The sequence below is a fragment of the Parabacteroides sp. AF27-14 genome (assembly GCF_003635425.1).
In the GTDB taxonomy this organism is placed as follows: domain Bacteria; phylum Bacteroidota; class Bacteroidia; order Bacteroidales; family Tannerellaceae; genus Parabacteroides; species Parabacteroides distasonis.
In genome coordinates this window covers 1-16,865 of sequence record NZ_QTLZ01000040.1, presented here as the reverse complement: position 1 = coordinate 16,865, position 16,865 = coordinate 1, and the positions used below count along the sequence as shown (strand labels likewise).

General features: G+C 43.3%; 21 protein-coding genes and 2 pseudogenes. 5 read left to right on the top strand and 18 right to left on the bottom strand.

Features of this window, described 5'->3' with window-relative positions:
• The 13 genes and pseudogenes from wecB to DWY79_RS21635 all read right to left on the bottom strand — a co-directional run.
• A partial coding sequence (wecB, locus tag DWY79_RS21695) for a non-hydrolyzing UDP-N-acetylglucosamine 2-epimerase (protein ID WP_122370436.1) occupies positions 1-431 on the bottom strand: 431 nt, incomplete at its 3' end.
• Positions 432-460: 29 nt separating this feature from the next.
• A pseudogene (wecC, locus tag DWY79_RS21690) lies at positions 461-1,666 on the bottom strand (UDP-N-acetyl-D-mannosamine dehydrogenase).
• Positions 1,667-1,854: 188 nt separating this feature from the next.
• A complete protein-coding gene (locus tag DWY79_RS21685) occupies positions 1,855-2,958 on the bottom strand; it encodes a glycosyltransferase family 4 protein (protein WP_057326618.1) in 1,104 nt (367 codons plus the stop codon).
• Positions 2,959-3,123: 165 nt separating this feature from the next.
• Positions 3,124-4,182 carry a glycosyltransferase family 4 protein gene (locus tag DWY79_RS21680; protein ID WP_158593858.1) on the bottom strand — a complete coding sequence of 353 codons (1,059 nt, stop codon included), beginning with the start codon at positions 4,180-4,182 and terminating at the stop codon, positions 3,124-3,126.
• A 25-nt stretch (positions 4,183-4,207) separates the two neighbouring features.
• Positions 4,208-5,440, bottom strand: coding sequence for a hypothetical protein (locus DWY79_RS21675; protein ID WP_122370430.1), 1,233 nt, complete (start codon positions 5,438-5,440; stop codon positions 4,208-4,210).
• Positions 5,441-5,455: 15 nt separating this feature from the next.
• A complete protein-coding gene (locus tag DWY79_RS21670; RefSeq protein WP_057326615.1) occupies positions 5,456-6,439 on the bottom strand; it encodes a glycosyltransferase in 984 nt (327 codons plus the stop codon).
• Positions 6,402-7,124, bottom strand: a complete 723-nt coding sequence (locus tag DWY79_RS21665) for a beta-1,6-N-acetylglucosaminyltransferase (protein ID WP_158593857.1) — start codon at positions 7,122-7,124, stop codon at positions 6,402-6,404. The genes DWY79_RS21670 and DWY79_RS21665 overlap by 38 nt, the downstream gene beginning before the upstream one ends.
• Before the next feature lie 163 nt (positions 7,125-7,287).
• Positions 7,288-8,808 carry a lipopolysaccharide biosynthesis protein gene (locus DWY79_RS21660; RefSeq protein WP_057326656.1) on the bottom strand — a complete coding sequence of 507 codons (1,521 nt, stop codon included), beginning with the start codon at positions 8,806-8,808 and terminating at the stop codon, positions 7,288-7,290.
• A 308-nt stretch (positions 8,809-9,116) separates the two neighbouring features.
• Complete coding sequence (locus DWY79_RS21655; protein WP_008778244.1) at positions 9,117-9,368, bottom strand: nucleotidyltransferase domain-containing protein; 252 nt, start codon at positions 9,366-9,368, stop codon at positions 9,117-9,119.
• Positions 9,340-9,648, bottom strand: a complete 309-nt coding sequence (locus DWY79_RS23440) for a transposase (protein WP_227793779.1) — start codon at positions 9,646-9,648, stop codon at positions 9,340-9,342. Before DWY79_RS23440 ends, DWY79_RS21655 begins: the two co-directional genes overlap by 29 nt.
• Positions 9,633-9,839 carry a hypothetical protein gene (locus DWY79_RS21645; RefSeq protein WP_224202528.1) on the bottom strand — a complete coding sequence of 69 codons (207 nt, stop codon included), beginning with the start codon at positions 9,837-9,839 and terminating at the stop codon, positions 9,633-9,635. Before DWY79_RS21645 ends, DWY79_RS23440 begins: the two co-directional genes overlap by 16 nt.
• Positions 9,840-9,944: 105 nt before the next feature.
• On the bottom strand, positions 9,945-10,199 hold the full coding sequence (locus DWY79_RS21640; RefSeq protein WP_005867958.1) for a hypothetical protein: 255 nt from the start codon (positions 10,197-10,199) through the stop codon (positions 9,945-9,947).
• Between the two features lie 86 nt (positions 10,200-10,285).
• Positions 10,286-10,714 (bottom strand): hypothetical protein, encoded by a 429-nt coding sequence (locus DWY79_RS21635; RefSeq protein ID WP_005855752.1) that lies wholly within the window; start codon positions 10,712-10,714, stop codon positions 10,286-10,288.
• A gap of 137 nt (positions 10,715-10,851) precedes the next feature.
• On the opposite strand from DWY79_RS21635, the gene DWY79_RS21630 reads away from it, so the two are divergent.
• Together DWY79_RS21630 and DWY79_RS21625 are read left to right on the top strand one after the other, a co-directional pair.
• On the top strand, positions 10,852-11,415 hold the full coding sequence (locus tag DWY79_RS21630; RefSeq protein WP_005855750.1) for a BT4734/BF3469 family protein: 564 nt from the start codon (positions 10,852-10,854) through the stop codon (positions 11,413-11,415).
• A 55-nt stretch (positions 11,416-11,470) separates the two neighbouring features.
• Positions 11,471-13,303, top strand: a complete 1,833-nt coding sequence (locus DWY79_RS21625; RefSeq protein WP_122370426.1) for a DUF3987 domain-containing protein — start codon at positions 11,471-11,473, stop codon at positions 13,301-13,303.
• Between the two features lie 133 nt (positions 13,304-13,436).
• Here the strand turns inward: DWY79_RS21625 and DWY79_RS21620 are convergent, their stop codons facing one another.
• Positions 13,437-13,676: a DUF4248 domain-containing protein gene (locus DWY79_RS21620; RefSeq protein WP_005855745.1), complete on the bottom strand. Its 240-nt coding sequence runs from the start codon at positions 13,674-13,676 to the stop codon at positions 13,437-13,439.
• A 229-nt stretch (positions 13,677-13,905) separates the two neighbouring features.
• Here DWY79_RS21620 and DWY79_RS21615 point away from each other — a divergent pair, with 229 nt between their 5' ends.
• Positions 13,906-14,403 (top strand): HU family DNA-binding protein, encoded by a 498-nt coding sequence (locus DWY79_RS21615; protein ID WP_005855743.1) that lies wholly within the window; start codon positions 13,906-13,908, stop codon positions 14,401-14,403.
• Positions 14,404-14,535: 132 nt separating this feature from the next.
• Here the strand turns inward: DWY79_RS21615 and DWY79_RS23325 are convergent, their stop codons facing one another.
• Positions 14,536-14,664: a hypothetical protein gene (locus tag DWY79_RS23325; RefSeq protein WP_009276322.1), complete on the bottom strand. Its 129-nt coding sequence runs from the start codon at positions 14,662-14,664 to the stop codon at positions 14,536-14,538.
• An 18-nt stretch (positions 14,665-14,682) separates the two neighbouring features.
• On the opposite strand from DWY79_RS23325, the gene DWY79_RS22615 reads away from it, so the two are divergent.
• The gene (locus tag DWY79_RS22615) at positions 14,683-14,778 is read left to right on the top strand and encodes a smalltalk protein (RefSeq protein WP_005855736.1); all 96 of its coding nucleotides are present in this window, start codon (positions 14,683-14,685) and stop codon (positions 14,776-14,778) included.
• Between the two features lie 32 nt (positions 14,779-14,810).
• Entirely contained in the window at positions 14,811-15,257 is a 447-nt protein-coding gene (locus tag DWY79_RS21605; protein WP_008778242.1) for an N-acetylmuramoyl-L-alanine amidase, read from the top strand.
• Between the two features lie 2 nt (positions 15,258-15,259).
• Here DWY79_RS21605 and DWY79_RS21600 read toward each other — a convergent pair whose 3' ends face one another.
• The 3 genes and pseudogenes from DWY79_RS21600 to DWY79_RS21590 form a co-directional block, all read right to left on the bottom strand.
• Entirely contained in the window at positions 15,260-15,931 is a 672-nt protein-coding gene (locus DWY79_RS21600) for a sugar transferase (RefSeq protein WP_199705267.1), read from the bottom strand.
• On the bottom strand, positions 15,928-16,335 hold the full coding sequence (locus tag DWY79_RS21595) for a hypothetical protein (RefSeq protein WP_122370423.1): 408 nt from the start codon (positions 16,333-16,335) through the stop codon (positions 15,928-15,930). Before DWY79_RS21595 ends, DWY79_RS21600 begins: the two co-directional genes overlap by 4 nt.
• A gap of 5 nt (positions 16,336-16,340) precedes the next feature.
• A pseudogene (locus DWY79_RS21590) lies at positions 16,341-16,865 on the bottom strand (transcriptional regulator); the annotation flags it as partial.

Sequence of the window (16,865 nt, the reverse complement as noted above, 5' to 3'; positions counted from 1 at the left end):
GCGATACGCCCCGTGACCTGCCGGTTCATCTCCTCCGGCCATGGGCTATAGATATTGTGGGTACGAAGGCCGGCCTCTATATGACCTACAGGTATCTGTTGGTAGAATGCGGCCAAGGCGGCCGCCGTGCTCGTGGTGGTATCCCCATGCACCAGCACGACATCGGGTGTCGCCTCACGTAATACGTCACGCATACCGGTAAGGACACGGGCGGTCACGTCATATAAGTCCTGACCCTGCCTCATGATATTCAAATCATAATCCGGCGTGATCTCGAACAATTTTAACACTTGATCCAGCATTTCCCGATGCTGTCCGGTAACGCACACGATGGTCTCGAACGACTCCGGATGTTTTTGGAACTCCTTCACCAGCGGAGCCATCTTGATCGCCTCGGGACGGGTCCCGAATACTAACATTATTTTTCTCATTACTGCGTATTCTTCTATTTAGCGAACGATTATTTCTTGAATGTCCCGCAAAAGTCCAGCACCTCCACGTCATCCCGATAATTCAACCCCGAAAACTCCCTATGATTCACCAAGAAGACCACTATATCCGCCTTCTCGTATGCCTCCTTATAAGGGGTCTACTTAAACAACTTATGCTCCGAAACGTTCGGCTCCACCACCATGATATCAGCGTTGTTGCACGATTGCAACACCTTCGTCGTTATTCCCTTGGCCGGAGACTCGCGCAAGTCATCGATATCAGGCTTGAAAGCCAAGCCCATCATTGCCACCGCCGGCTTACGCCCATGCTTCAACTCAAACCGTAGCATGGCGTTCCTCACTTTCTCAGCGCACCAGAAAGCCTTGTAATTATTCGTCTCACGGGCCGTCGAGATCATACGGCTCTCCATCGGAAACTCCGCCGTGATGAAGTAAGGGTCCACCGCTATGCAATGACCACCAACACCGCAACCCGGCTGTAAGATATTCACACGGGGATGCCTGTTCGCCAAATCGATCAGCTCCCACACATTGATTCCCGCTTTATCGCAGATAAACGACAATTCATTGGCGAAAGCGATCTGCACGTCCCGGCTTGAGTTCTCGGTCAATTTACACATCTCGGCCGTCTTGCTATTCGTTGGGTGAAGCGTACCCTTCACGAACTGGCCGTAGAACTCCATCGCCTTACGGGTAGAGGCCTCATCCATGCCGCCGATGACCCGGTCGTTATGCACCAACTCATAGATCACGTTACCCGGAAGCACCCGCTCCGGGCAATAAGCGATATAGATCTTGCCCTCCAGCTCCGGCCGTTCCGAGAAAATCAACCTAGCCATCCGTTCGGTCGTCCCCACCGGCGAGGTAGACTCGATCACGTACAAATCCCCCTCCTTCAACAAAGGAAGCACCATACGGGTAGCCGACTCCACGAACGATACGTCCGGCTCATGATCCCCCTTGAAAGGAGTGGGTACCACCATGAAATAAGCGTCGCTCACCCGAGGCTCGGTGTACGCCTTGAAATGTCCGGAGGCCAGTACCTCCCGCAACATCTCCTCCATACCCGGCTCGATGATATGCAATTTCCCCTGGTTGGTAACCTCCACCACTTGAGCGTTAATATCCACGCCGGCGATCTCCACCCCGTGCTTTGCGGCAATAATAGCCGTGGGCAGGCCAATATAGCCCAACCCCATGAAACATGCTTTCATAAGAAATATGTGTTAATATGATTATGTGTTATTTTCGAGATTCGGTCATTTCAAGATTCAGACCGATAAGAATAAAAAGAAGTATAGTTCTGGTAATATGCAACAAGGCTAGAAAACCGAAAGAAATGTTTGCAAATATTCTCCTCAATTTTCTATTTCATTTCTTGATAGAGAACAAATTTCCTAAGTCATTTATTAACATTGATACACAAATTTGATAAAATTATCACTTCATGTTCTCCTGTATTCTTCATAAAGTACCTATCACTTTTACCTGCACTTTTTTTTATATTTTCATATATATCTTTCAAACAAAACGAATCTAGTTCTTCATTTGAAATAAAACCCACTCCATCAACATTATCAAAAACCTCATGACATACAGGTATATCCGAAGTGATCAACGGCATCCCAAAAGCAACCATTTCACACATCATAACCCCTTGTGCGTCAGTCCGGGTTGGCATCAATGCACATTTAGCAGAATTAAGTATTGCTATCATTTCTTCATGATTCAATCTACAATCCAACCATGTCAGATTATCTGCTTTTTCATAGTATTTAAAAAATTCACCTTTTCCTATTAACAAAAAACTCAAATCAGGATTCCGTTTTGCTAATTCATTTACAATATCCACACAATATTTCGATCCATCCAAATTAGCCCTAATTGTCACAAAATCATATTGCTTTTGAGAAGAAACATCATATTCTCCTTTCTCAAACATACTCCCAACACAATTGTATGTTACAAAGTTACGACCCTCCAAACACTTTATACTTGGGTGCACCCAATAGAGAAACTCCTCCTTCATCCATCTACTCACAAAAACAAATGCTAATTTCTTATAATTTTTCTCTATATATCTACGCCATACAAAAAATTTGCATTCATCATACAAATCCCGAACATTCTCTAACAATTTATTACGTTTTACAAACGGATAAGGCACAGAATAAACCTTATTAACCTTCAACACTTCATGCCCATGAAAGAAAAGGATGATCTTTTTAAAGTAACAATCATATTTTTCAATAAAAAAATAGTGATTTCTAATATTAGGAGCATGACAAATAAGTAAATCATACTTATTTTCATTTATTATTTTATCAAAATTTTTCAAGCAAAAGACATGAATACCATCAATACTATAATCTTCATTTGCTGAAAAATTAAGTACTTCAACCTCCATACCACGTTCTTTATAATAGACATTCCTTGTTCGCACATAAGCCAAAGCCAAACCTCCTTGCAAATTTGGATAGTCAGTCACAACTACTAATACTTTCATATATATTTATAAATTCACTATTAACAAAAATAAAAGAAATTATTTATAGTAGAATAAAATTAATTTACAAAAATCACATCGAATTGTAATTAATAATACGCAAATTACGCTGTTGGAAATTTACAAGATATTTCTATTTCACCATATATAAAGATATCAATTCTTTTATTCTAAATAATATCTTTCATACAGTAACGATGTATGAAAGATATCAAATTGTTTAAATGTCTCCATACACTTTTGTCTCATACGATGAATGGTTTCATCATCAATTTCCAATGATCTTTTCAATGCTATATAATAATCCTCTTCATTACATGTTCTAGATAAAAAACCATTTACCCCATCTGTCACAGCTTCTGGAATACCTCCAACCGGAGTACATACAGGGATGCATCCAACCGACAAAGATTCCAATAAAGACATAGGCATTCCCTCCCAAATCGAAGACAGGCAAAAAATATCACTTGCACTTAAGAGATCAAGCACATCATTTCTCTCTCCTAAATACTTTATCCTATCACTAAAATATCTTTGTAAATCTGTATATATCGTCTCTTTTTGTTTCTCTCCAGCTAATAACAACACGATATCATATCCCTCCTGTTGTAATCGATAGCATACATTACAAAGCATCTGTTGATTTTTTGCTTCTGTTATTCGCCCAGGATGAAATAAGATTTTCGTATTCGATGTAATACGATATTTATCCATAGAAAAAGGCTTGACACTCGGCTTTGAAGTACCATTATAAATCAAATTACTAGGTACTCCATAAAGATCAGTAAAAGATCTTTGAGACTCTTTTGAAATCGTAATAGGTTTAATCCATCCCTTTTTAAAAAAATAACGCTTCAGTTTAAAAAGTTTCCTATCCCAACGCCCATTCTCCATCCTTGCATCAGAATGAACCGTGTAAAAGAATCTAGTCTTATTATGTAATAAACAGATCGCTATCAGATAATAATATAAATAACCATGCATGTTTACTACATCATAATTACCTTTTACTATTACACGATAAACTTTCCATAAATATTTCAAATTTACTCCAGGCGATTTTTTATGAGTGGAACAAGTTAATACACGACTATCTAAACGATGAAAAAAGATATCTTCCTCACGAGGTTCATAAATGGAGCAAAAAGACACCTTATGTCTCTTTACCATCTCATTAGAAAGCCCCACTACAACAGCTTCTATTCCCCCACTTCTCAATGCCATATGTATTTGTAATATATTCATATATTTAATATAACAATTTATCAATTAACATAACAATAGAACTATCATACAAAAAATCAAAATCTAAGACATTCGAATAATGCATTACAAGACGTTTCCACAGCAAATAAAAAGATGCGACAATTAAATACATATATATAAACGACTTATATTTATATAATCCAAAAACTCTAAACCATAACAACGGTAATAAGATTTCAACAAAACCTAGATAACGAATTCCTAAATGCGGAACAACCAGTGTAAAATTAGCAAATGAATACACTACTAATATGAAAGCAAGCAAATATCTGTCCTGTCTCTCTAATATCATATACTTGTGCTTTATAATCCAACAAGTCATCACTAAATAATAAGTATTCAGAATTATATCAAACATTTCAGACAACCAAAACCAACCTGTTCCTTGTCGATTAAACTCCTCTATATGATCCTCGCCCATATAAGACAGAGCGACCCTCTCTAAGGATGTAGGAAGTATATCCATTCCAATCACATCTGAGACAAAAGACATCGACAAATAAGAAAAAGGATAAGACAGAAAAAATATTATCACAAGCAGTTTTTCACTCAATCTAGCGACAAAAGTTAGTGTTACTAAAAACACATAAATCCAGTATGTTACATGAATGAAAGGGGTCAATAGCAATATCAAGAAATACTTATAATTATTGTGAATAAATATTTGCAAGGAACAAAAAATAGCAAGCCATCCTGCTGTCCAAAATCTTAAACCTGTCACCGAAAATATAGGTTGAGGCATTGTAAACATTAGTACTATCATAAATCCCATAAAGCAGGATTTAAAACGCTTATCATCAAGAATAAAAGACAGTGATTTTAAATAAAAAAACGCATAGATCATCGAAGCTATCATCCAAAACACATGTTCATTGGACGAAATCTGATTCACACACCAATATAAAATATGTTCGTATAAATCTCTAAATCCAACTCCATTTATAGAATCCATTATTATTCCTTTCAACTCTACAAAACTCATATTTTTATACGAAAGGAAATTATCCGCAATGCGACTCATATCCAACTCTTCATTCTTACATTCAATACACAAGCCAAAAGCTATACAAATCAAGAAGAAGATTACCCGAGAACTTTTTGACTGAATATTTCTTAACGAATAAATAAAGGCACCAAAAGGCCAAAAGAAAAAAAGCAGATATTTGATTTTTCTATCTCTATCACTATTATTGACAAAAAAGCTCTTGTACATCATTCAAACAATTAAAAATTAACTCAACATACAAAACTTTTTTATCTTTAAATAAGCAAGTACTATTTTACCGGCCATTCTCATTCCCAAGAAGGATGAGAAGCATAAAATCCGTAAAGAGTTCATATTCAAATTTCTAATTTCAACTTTCGCTTCACGATAAACAGAATCGAGGATACCTGCTTGCCCATTGTTAAGAAGTAACAACTCGACATAAAAATTAGTGATCATCCTATCAACCTGTGGCTTAAACAATCGATTGCGTTTTCCGAATTCAAGCAAAGCCCTTGAAGACTTTACCATATCCTCCTCACAAGAATTATGAGTAGCACTAGCCAAATTCTGAAAATAGTTATAATAAATTTCTTTTGTCTGAGCAATGCGGGTAGATAAACTCATCACCCTCATAATAAAAAGCTGATCTTCTGCCAGATGAAGAGCCTCATCAAAACGTAATCGATAGGTTTTGACAATTGAAGATCGAATAAAATTCCCCCCCACACACACGATATAATGGTCTGTCCGGACAAACTCTCTCCATCCCAAGGGAACACATTCATAATTGCGCACACTAATCACGCAACCATCTTGTTCACGGATCATTTTATAAGAATATTGTAAAATATCAAGGTCATCCCTGTCCATAATACAAACGCCATTCTCAAAGCAATCCACATCAATCCAATCATCCGCATCAATAAACGTGAGAATATTACCTCTAACATTCTCCAATCCTAGGTTACGAGCACTCGATACGCCACCATTTTCTTTATGAAAAACACGTATACGAGTGTCTTTACAAGCGTATTCATCGCATATATCACCAGATTTATCTGGACTCCCATCATCAATTAACAGTAGCTCAAAATCCACAAAAGTTTGCGCCAATATACTATCTATACAGCGTACCAAATATTTCTCAACTTTATAAACAGGTACTATTACCGACAATTTAGGGTTATAATTACTTTCTTCTGTTATTACTTTCTTTAATGTAGTCATATATTTTATCTACAATCTCTGATTTACCCGAATTAAATTTCCTAGCGAATATATTATTAGACTTTTTCAAATATTCAAAATCTCCATTATCCCAGATATATGGATTGCCCCGATCCCAATCAATTTCACGCACACACATATTATGTTCCCCTGCTTCTTTGGGAATATATAAACAGTCCTTAAATCCAGAATTATACAGTAATGTTTGAATAAACATCTCATCCGCACAATAGGTATAGCAAAACATTTGCTTTATTATTTCCCGATTACTTAATATATATTCCACAAAGCTCTGTGTAACACTCACCCAATTAGCCCCTTTCTTAAAAATCACATCCTTATTCCTATTAATTCCTACCATTTTTTGAAATTTAACAGAGATTTTATTCAGCCAAACGATAAAACGCCCCCACTTGCGTCTCTCGTAGCGTACAAAGAAATAATAGTAACAGACCCTTTTATAGCATATAAAACAAGATTGCTCATCCATTATTCCAACAAACTCTTTTCCCTTGTTTTGATCAAAAAAATCATGGATATAATCATTCGATTTCAAAGGGAGATCAACCCCCGATAACAAATGATAGTAATCAAACGGCCCCTTTTTATAAGCCTCATTGAACAAGAACATTTCACATTCTATCTGACTATCCTCTCCCCAGCCTACATCCACCTTCTTAAACACATATATATTTGAATATTTTAACTCAATGGGGGGGGGGTAATTTACATTTTTTTATCATAATGGATAAATATATCATTACGTTCATCATCAAGGAGCAATAACAATTTATTTAAAATATCGTACTCATTATGAGCCATAATTAAAAACGCATGTTTGGACATATTTAAAACAATTTTATATTAACCTTACGAATCAAACCAAAAACTTGACTCTTTTCTTGATCATTCATATTTATAATAAAATTTATCAATACATAAATCGCAGAGAACGCCAATATGCTGACACACAAATCAAACACAGAAATAATAGAAATATAAAATTTCAAACAAAAACAAAACGCAATTACAAACAAGGGAAACAAAGACATCCTCATCACCTGTTTCCAATACATAACAACATCAATTTCAGCTATTTTATAAAAAACAAAGTTAGAAACTAAAACATTCGACACAAAAATTGAGATAGATATTGCACATGCACATCCATAGATTCCAAAATAATTGGCAAATGGAAAAGTCAACATCAAACCTATTAATGAAATCATAATCATTGGAGCAGACCTGTATTTTAATTTATCTTTCGCCTGCAACACTACAATTCCCACATTACTAATCAAATCAAAGAAAAATGGTATCATTATGATTAGAGTAATGTAATAAGTTTGTACATAATCTTCTCCTCCCCAAAGTATAATGAATTCCTTCCCAAAAATGATAAAACCAACAAGTATAAATGACATCACAAAATATTGCAAACGCCCCACCCGAATAAACAAATCAGAGATCTCATTTTCCGTCCCTTCTCGTGCAGCCAACGCAGTAACTTTGGGCAACAGAACACTGTTTAATGCCGTCGAGAAAGAAGTAAACAGAGACTTCAACTGAATGGCCAGCGCATAAATCGCCACTGTTGTCGCACCTCTGTAAATACCCAACACGATCTGTCCTACGCTGCTATAAAAATGAGAAACGATAGAATCCAAAAAAATCCAAAACGAATAAACTGATATTTCCCGCAAGAATCCCCAACGAAAATGTCCGAAACAAACCTTGATCCTAATCCTATAAAAACAATACCAAGCATTCACGCTTAATGTCAGCACATTGAACAAAGTAGTAACAACCACCATTGCAACAGCTTTATACCCTACGCTTAGCAATACTACCATCACTAGGGGATTCAACACTATACGAACTATATTGACCAATTTCTGAAAAACAAAATTCTCATAAGCGGTGATAACGGCTCCCCAAATACTCATCGGAAAAGTAAAAGCCAAATTAAAACACATCAACAGCATCATCACACGGATCTTCTCCAAATCCTCCGCTGTCATAGACATATCAAACAAGTGGTCTACATTGGCATAGATTCCTAATCCTATGGAAAAAGCAACAATCCCAATAAAAGAATAAAGGACAAGAAACATTCCAAACATCTCATATTGTTCCTTAACCTTCCCATCAGCCCTAAATTTAGCGGTATAACGAACAATCGCGTTTGCGAAACCTAAATCCAATATCGTCAGATAAGCGACTACGGATGCTACTAGAGAATACAAGCCATACTCATTTTGCCCCAACATCCGTAACATATATGGAGTATAAAGCAAGCCGACTATATTGTTCAGCCCAATAGAAATATAAGATAAAAAAGCTCCCGCTTTAAGTTGATTTATTGCCATAAAAGGTAGTACACAAAACACTTCCATCCCGCCGACAAACCACAGGACAAAAAACGAGTGTCTTTATTTAAAATGAGTTTAAACTATATTTATCGTGATAAATTACCAAGACAAATCGCTCAGCATAATACAAATAGTAAAGTACGAATTTACAATATTATTGGTAGACGATCAAGCTCTCGAGTTTGGCTAACAATTTACGTGTGGGTTCCAACAAAGGCAATACATCCTCACGCTCAAAATCAAGGTAGCATGCGCCTTCTCTTTACGATAAGCGACAACCGCTGTTATATCTTCCGCACTCAAACTCATAGCAATCGTATCCCCTCGTCTTTTACGTTGTGTACAAAGGGGGAGAAATGGTATCTCATCCAATCTTTCAAGGTGTAAAGCACCGGGCTGACGCACTCGTTTAACGACCAACCTAGTTCCACTAACGGATAAGATACATTGTCATAATCCTCCACCTCGATTTTTAGCTTGTCCAACAAGATCAATATATCCCAATCCGAATCTGGACGTGCCTCGTCCCTAGCCTGCGAGCCATACAAAAAAAGCATGTCCTCCAGCCGGTACAACCTTACGCAAGGTCTCTTTTATTCGATTTAATACGTCCGTTCTCATAAACTCTATGACATTTATTTTTTCACTTGGTACAAAGGTAAGTTTGCAGCTTTCAAGGAGTGAATACATAAACCCTATATTCGATGCGGCAAAATGGCTGCCACTGTGCAACCAGTTACGGCGACCAATGGCTATGTGTCGGAACATTCGTTCGATGGCATTATTGTGCATCTTATGAGTTCCAGTCTGCTTAATGAAGACTATCGCTTTACCCAATTCTCAATAGCCAATCCCTTTATATTCGCAAAATGCTTTACATTATCTGTAACTAGGATCAAGTTGCCGCTACAGGCTGCTGAACCTATGAGCAAATCAAAATCCTCTATGGATACACCCAACGAACGAAGGCGATTCTTTTCTTGAGCGTAGAACTCGATGGAGTCTGTAAAAGGTACAATGTTTATCAACCTAATAAATCGATCTATCAAATCAAGGTTCTCTTTGATACGATTCCATATTTACGACGGAACAGAAAAACACAAATACTCGTATCCAAAAGGTATTTCTTCATATCACAGTTCTATTTCACGATTTGAAGTCCGTGAATTTCGGATATCCTCTATGATCGACTCAGCGGAACGGGAATCTTTCCACTCCCCGGCAAATTGCGAGGCCCAATTATCATCTATGGACTGATCCTTGCTTAACAATGATTTAGAAAGCCGGGATATTAGCTCTAACTTCATATCCGAACTCAAGTTTTTAAGGATACTCCAATAAGTATCCATATTCGGAATATTCATTTCAGGAACGATCGTCGCATTCATAACTCATTTTCTTTATTAGGCAAATATATCCATTTTCTCCTTTATCGCAAACATTTCTCCTCTAAATATCAAAATATGCAGTCTCTCTACCCCTCCCCCAGCACATACTTCACGATCGCCCGCCGGATATTGCGCAAGCTCTTGCCTTGCTTGAAGGGGAGCAGGGGGATGATGGCGTTGATGAATTCCTTGCTCTTGATAAGTTTGGCCGGTTCCACGCAGTCGCAAAAGACCTCGTTGAAAAGGTCGGTCAGCACCGTTTGGCAGAGGGTGGCCACATCCGGGCATTGGGCGATTCGCTTCACGAAGTCGTGACGCACCTCCTCGTCTTGGATATAGGAGGCTAATAAATCACACGGCTCCGGATCCGGCCTCACGTCCTTTTCCGAAACGACCTCCGGCTTTTCTCCCGGGTCCAAGCAAATATATTGAATGGCAAACATGGCGTTGGGCAGCACCTGTATGTTCTCGCCATGGATGTGCAGCACACACGGGCTCGCTTTCTCTTCACTCATATCTTCTTCTTTTTCCTGTCACCGAATTACTTTTATGCGCAAATAACTTACCGATAGGTGCAAATAACTTACCGGACCGTTTTTTCTCACTCTTTTACCTTTCCTTTACCAGCCTAAACTTTAAATCAAACGAGTTAATGAAAGAATGTATCATGTCCTTTTTCAACGCCCCCATCTCCAATCAAGTGCCGAGTGGCGTGACCAGTGTCAAACAGTTGCATACCTATATCACCTCCAACGAGTGGCTGAAAGAACGAACGCTCAGCGTACAGGACGCTTTGAGCGACGAGAAACGGTTCCGCAAACTGAAGCAAAACTTACTGCCATACGTCACACCGGCCGGGGTCTTCTCCTATCGCAAGGAAGACCGCCTGTTATTCCTTTCCGGAGAGTTTGTCATCGATATCGACCATCTCCCCTCGCCGGAGGAAACCCTCCACTGGCGAGACACCTTGTTCGCCGATAATAAACTGAGACCGGACCTAGCTTTCGTCAGCCCAAGCACCACAGGCGTGAAACTGCTCGTCCCCTACCGGCTCTCACCCAAGGCTTCCATAGAGGAATCTTTTGATAAGGCACGGCTATCGGCATGGGAATACCTGAAATGGAAATACGGATTGAATGCGGATGCCTCAAACGCCGATCTCTCACGGGCGTGTTTCCTCTGCCATGATCCCTCCGCTAAGCTGCGGGAGAGTTGATTGTTGACAAATGACAGTAGACAGTTTAAATCATAAATTATAACTTATAAATCAAATGAATCCATTATCAGATTTAGAGCGGCTTGTCGCCGCCATCGAACACCAAGGGGCGAACATCGCTCCCACTTACCAAGAGTATATGCCGATCGCCTTCGCCACCGCCAACGATTGCGAGGAAGCGGGAAGGACGTTCTTTCATCGCATCTGCCGCCTGTCCGAGAAATACGTCTACGAAGAAGCGGACAAGCTATACGACCACGCCCTCAAAGCGGGCAACGGGCGCAACGGATTAGGCTCCGTCTTCCACTGGGCCGAGATTGCCGGCGTAAAAACGGACAAGCAACTGGCCGACACCTTCCGCCAATACCCGAGGGAGAACAAGAATCCTTCAAACCTTCAAGCCCCTCTCACACCCACACACGCACATACGTACGCACGTGAGGACTTGCCACCCGCTTTCCCGGATTATCCGTGGCCCCCGTTCATCAAGCAGATGATCGATTGCGGGAACTCCATCGCCCAGCGTGACATACTCCTGCTGGGAGTATTCACCGTACTCGGGGGCACCTTGAACAAGCGGGTACGGGTGTTATACGGACAAAAATACATGTACCCATGCCTACAAACCTTCATCGTAGCGCCTCCCGCCTCCGGAAAAGGAGCCTTGACATGGGTCAGGCGCCTAGCTGAACCTATTCACGAGGAGATGATGGCCCGCTACAAAGACAGCCTAAAGAATTATCGGGAGGAAAAGAACCGATGGGACTCACTCGGCAAGAAACGCTCCGAGACGCCCGAGCCGGAACAACCGCCCCTCAAGATGTTCCTCATAGCCGGCGATAACTCGGGTACCGGTATCTTAGAGAACCTCATAGAGGCCGACGGCGTGGGGCTGATCTGCGAGACCGAGGCTGATACCGTGAGTACCGCCATCGGAGCGGATCACGGCCATTGGAGCGATACCTTGCGTAAATGCCACGACCATGAGCGACTGGCCTTCAACCGGCGTACTAATCATGAGTACCGGGAATGCGATGAGTCTTATCTCAGCGTATTGCTAAGTGGAACCCCGGCGCAAGTAAAGCCGCTGATCCCCTCGGCGGAGAACGGCCTGTTCTCTCGCCAGTTATTCTATTTCATGCCACCTATCGATGAGTGGATGGACCAATTCGATTCGGAAAGCGAGGATTACGGCCTACGCTTCGCCACATGGGGAACACAATGGAAACAGGTACTGGACCTGATCAACGGATCGGTCCAAACGATCCAGCTAAGGCTATCCGAGAAACAGAAAGAGCTGTTCAACCAACGGTTCGCCCAGTTATTCTCCCACGCCGGTTACGCCTATGGAGGTTCCATGCGAAGCGCCGTGGCCCGTATCGCCATCAATACCTGCCGGATCCTGAGCATAGTAGCCCTGTTGAGAGCCTTGGAGAAATTCCTCCCTCCCCAACAAAAAATTTTCAATTCTCAATTTTCCATTTTCAATTCCCCCGGTCTCTCCCCCGCCCCGGAGATCCCCATCGAGAATATCAAGGATGGTATCGTCCCCAAGCTGGACCTACGGGTCACCGACGAGGATTTCCAAGCCGTACTCACGCTCATAGAGCCTCTTTACCGCCATTCGAGCTATGTGCTGGGCTTCCTGCCTACCTCCGAGGCCGTCCCTGTCCAGATCTCTCCTGAACAGGCTTTATTCAATGCCCTCCCAATGATGTTCTGCCGTCGGCAGGCCGTGGAGGAGGCAGCGAAGAACGGCATACCCGAGAAAACACTCGACTCCTCCCTCAAACGGATGCTGGAGAAGGGAACACTGATCAAGACCGCACGGGGCGAGTACGCTTTCTCCTCGCACGTGTGTGTGCGTGAGAGACGCCCAAAGGAATGAAGGAATGAAGGAAATGCCACTACTGTCATCGCCCGTAAGCACTACCGTCGCAGCCCTACGCCAGTACTGGCGTTGTCTGATGCCAGTACCGGCATCGCCGCTCGCCTATACCGACGGGTGGCGGTGTCTCCTCTCAAGGACGACCCAAGTAACGGAAGATCAGCTCCACTTGGAGGGAGGTGAAGACCCGTTGCCTCGGGCGGTAGCCCGTATCACCAAGCTCCCGGGTCAGCCGATCGTTATACCGCATCCATTCCGCCAGCCGATTCAGGGCCGAGACGGGGCTGATCTCGGGGGCGTAGGCCATGGCCAGCTCCCGCTTGGAATAGGGCCGCACGGGCCACTCGTCGATTTGTGTATATCCTGTTCGCATATCGTTCGCATTTTTAAGATTTATCTTATTGGTATAAAGATACTTAAAACATACGACACGAACAACTATACGGATGTTTATTTTTCAGCATATCTCCTCTTTTATCTCCCTTATTCATCCGCTGTCAGCGGTATTCATTTCAGAGGAAACCGAATGTCGTACATTCGTTATCGAAAACAAATCGATTTCATTTTCAATTTTCAATTATCAATTTTTAATTATCAAATCTATGGCTTTAAATTACAGCGTGTCCCTTCGGACCAACCCTATCAAGAAAGACGAGCCGGCGAAAGCGTACGCCACGGCACAGATCAATGGTGAGCTATCGCTCAAGCAGCTGAGCCGCCGGGTATCCATGCAAACCACCGTCAGCCGGGCGGATGTGGTGGCGGTATTGATCTCCACTGTCGAGAACCTGCTCGATGCCCTCCAAGAGGGGAAACAGGTGGATTTCGGCGAACTGGGTAAATTCCGGCTCCATATCCTCAACGAGGGTGCGGAGAGTCTTGAGAAATTCACATCTACAAACATCACCGGGGTTAGTATCCAGTATATACCGGGCGAGGACTTGAAGAATGTCTTCGCCGGGCTAGAGTTCCAACCTGTGGCTACTCGCAAGGCTCAGCAAGCGGTGCTCCGTGCGGAGAAGGCTGGGGAGACTACCGTGGATATCTCGAAGAAGCCGGCTGCTGGGGGTGGGGATTCGGAGTCGCCTGATGAGATCTAACGTGTCACTTTTGGCTTGACCCAAATCGGTATGTCACTTTTGGCTTGACCCAAAAGTAACCAAAAGGTCAAGGCTGACGCTGACGGGCTACTTCGAGACCTACGCTCGCTGTCGCATCCCAACTCGCTTCGCTCAGACAGGGATGCTCCTCACGCTCGCTACGGTCTCTTCGCTTGACGCCCGTCCGCTGAGGCCGTCCGAAGGAAAGCGAAGCTTTCCTCTTATATCAGCCGGGATATCATTATTCAATTCATTATTCACTATTAATTATTAATTATCATGAAAAAGTCCGTATGGAGTACTATTATCAAAGTGATCATCGCCGTAGCTACCGCCATCGCAGGGGCACTTGGCATCCAATCCTGTATTCTCTAATTTTCAATTTCAATTATCAATTTTCAATTATCATGGGTAAGGCTTATTGTTTCTACCAGAATTACAGGGAGGTTCGCCTCCTTGTAATTCATTGCTCGGCTACACGATATGACAGGGATTTTCCCGTCGAGGCGCTCCGTTCCTCGCACAAGGCACGGGGATTCGCCGATATCGGGTATCATTTCTATATCACACGGGACGGGGAACTGCACCGCTGCCGGCCGGTCAACCAGATCGGGGCGCACGCAGCCGGATGGAACGACAAAAGTATCGGTATATGTTACGAGGGAGGACTCGACGAACAAGGCCGTCCGGCCGATACCCGGACCTACGCCCAGCGCTGTACCTTGATGGATCTGCTACGGCAATTACGAAGGGATTACCCGGAGGCACGCATCCTAGGACATTACCAACTTAGCCCCTATATCCGTAAGGCTTGCCCCTGCTTTGACGCAAGGGAGGAATACGGGGAGATCTAGCATTAGAATTTCTTACCAAAGGCTATATTCAAGAAGGTCTTCACCAATATCTTGAAATCGAACAGCCAAGAGCGATGTTCCAGATAGAACAGGTCGTAACGCAAGCGGCGGAGCATCTTATCGACCGTGTCCGTATACCCATTGTAGAGCGTGGCGTAAGAGGTAACGCCCGGACGGATCTGGTAGAGGTAACGGTAACGGGGATCACGCTCCATGATCTGGTCGATGTAGAACTTACGCTCGGGACGGGGACCGATAAAGGACATGTCGCCCACGAAGACATTCCATAACTGGGGCAGCTCGTCCAAGTGATGTACCCGGAGGAATTTTCCGACACGGGTCATCCGGGGATCTGCCCCACCCTTGTAAAGGGCCGGACCGAACTTCTCCGCATCCAAACGCATACTACGGAACTTATAGATGTTGAACGGGCGACCGAAACGACCGATACGCTCTTGCCTAAAGATCGCCGGGCCTCCATCCTCCCGTTTTACGGCGATATAACAAAGTAAAAACAGCGGGGAGAATACGATCAAGGCCAAAAACGCCAGCGCACAATCCCCTATACGTTTTACATTACGTTGGAACATACCCATCCCATCCGGGATGAATCGCTCCGGTTCCGCTCCCTCACTTTTTCCTAATGGTGTAATTTTCTTTTTTTCAGCACTCATACTCTCTCACTTAATAAAGGCAATCCCTCCACCTCGCCGACGTGCCATTCACGGTAGTCTGCCAAGGAAAATCCGGGGACGGTCAATTGCTTGTAATCCGACTCGTCTCTTCTCAAGATATGTTTGCGGGCGTACGAGCGGAGCGAGCGATCCGTAACGGACACCATCACGATCGGGAACGGGTAGGCGAACAGGCGCAACGGAGTGGTCTCGCTATCCGGGAACGCACGATGCAGCTGGTAGGCCGAACGCTCGAACGCTACCCAGTAGGGACCCGTGCAATACAGGTGTATTGAGTTTTGGTTCGCACGCTCACGATCCATGATCTCTGTCAAATGCTCACGCAACAGGTTCATCAGCCGGATGCCCGAAGGGACGCCGCATCTCTCTCTCTCTTCTCTCATATCTTTTATTTATCGCCGTTCCCGTGCCCGAACCAACGGTCGTAATCACGTAAACGACGTATCAACACAGTCTTGCTCCTCTTGGGCAAGGCCTCCTCCATCCAAGGGTCAACCAGCTCGTGCGCCATGCGCTGGTAGAGGCTGCTGTCCGTACAGCCGTACAGCGTGACCAGCAGCAAGGCACGGGATTGCCCCGCTTTTATCACCGGGAGCATGCTGCGCATCGTGGAGCGCAAACGATCGAACTCATCCGACTCGCCCAAAAGCTTATAGGCAGGAAGGAGCAAAGAGTAAAGCTTGCAACGGATCACGTCGGTCTCACCACGGAGAGAGGCGTAGCCACGCAGGACCTCACGGGCCAGACGGGCATCCTCATCCACTACGACGCCGGAGGCGTGGTAACGGCCCAAGGCATCGTGCAAGCCTTCCGACAGACGGTCGTTGTCCAAATGGGTATAGACGTGCTTACCCTTGGTATTCAGCTCGATCAACTCGTACTCCCCAGCTCTCACCTCGAACAAGGGGACCCA

Excerpts from the sequence above, each read along its gene's own strand:
- DWY79_RS21685 (WP_057326618.1), bottom strand. The coding sequence starts at position 2,958 with ATGAAAGTATTAGTAGTTGTGACTGACTATCCAAATTTGCAAGGAGGT.
- DWY79_RS21680 (WP_158593858.1), bottom strand. The coding sequence starts at position 4,182 with ATGGCATTGAGAAGTGGGGGAATAGAAGCTGTTGTAGTGGGGCTTTCT.
- DWY79_RS21675 (WP_122370430.1), bottom strand. The coding sequence starts at position 5,440 with ATGATGTACAAGAGCTTTTTTGTCAATAATAGTGATAGAGATAGAAAA.
- DWY79_RS21670 (WP_057326615.1), bottom strand. The coding sequence starts at position 6,439 with ATGACTACATTAAAGAAAGTAATAACAGAAGAAAGTAATTATAACCCT.
- DWY79_RS21660 (WP_057326656.1), bottom strand. The coding sequence starts at position 8,808 with ATGGCAATAAATCAACTTAAAGCGGGAGCTTTTTTATCTTATATTTCT.
- DWY79_RS21655 (WP_008778244.1), bottom strand. The coding sequence starts at position 9,368 with ATGCTTTTTTTGTATGGCTCGCAGGCTAGGGACGAGGCACGTCCAGAT.
- DWY79_RS21640 (WP_005867958.1), bottom strand. The coding sequence starts at position 10,199 with ATGAATGCGACGATCGTTCCTGAAATGAATATTCCGAATATGGATACT.
- DWY79_RS21635 (WP_005855752.1), bottom strand. The coding sequence starts at position 10,714 with ATGAGTGAAGAGAAAGCGAGCCCGTGTGTGCTGCACATCCATGGCGAG.
- DWY79_RS21630 (WP_005855750.1), top strand. The coding sequence starts at position 10,852 with ATGAAAGAATGTATCATGTCCTTTTTCAACGCCCCCATCTCCAATCAA.
- DWY79_RS21625 (WP_122370426.1), top strand. The coding sequence starts at position 11,471 with ATGAATCCATTATCAGATTTAGAGCGGCTTGTCGCCGCCATCGAACAC.
- DWY79_RS21620 (WP_005855745.1), bottom strand. The coding sequence starts at position 13,676 with ATGCGAACAGGATATACACAAATCGACGAGTGGCCCGTGCGGCCCTAT.
- DWY79_RS21615 (WP_005855743.1), top strand. The coding sequence starts at position 13,906 with ATGGCTTTAAATTACAGCGTGTCCCTTCGGACCAACCCTATCAAGAAA.
- DWY79_RS22615 (WP_005855736.1), top strand. The coding sequence starts at position 14,683 with ATGAAAAAGTCCGTATGGAGTACTATTATCAAAGTGATCATCGCCGTA.
- DWY79_RS21605 (WP_008778242.1), top strand. The coding sequence starts at position 14,811 with ATGGGTAAGGCTTATTGTTTCTACCAGAATTACAGGGAGGTTCGCCTC.
- DWY79_RS21600 (WP_199705267.1), bottom strand. The coding sequence starts at position 15,931 with ATGAGTGCTGAAAAAAAGAAAATTACACCATTAGGAAAAAGTGAGGGA.
- DWY79_RS21595 (WP_122370423.1), bottom strand. The coding sequence starts at position 16,335 with ATGAGAGAAGAGAGAGAGAGATGCGGCGTCCCTTCGGGCATCCGGCTG.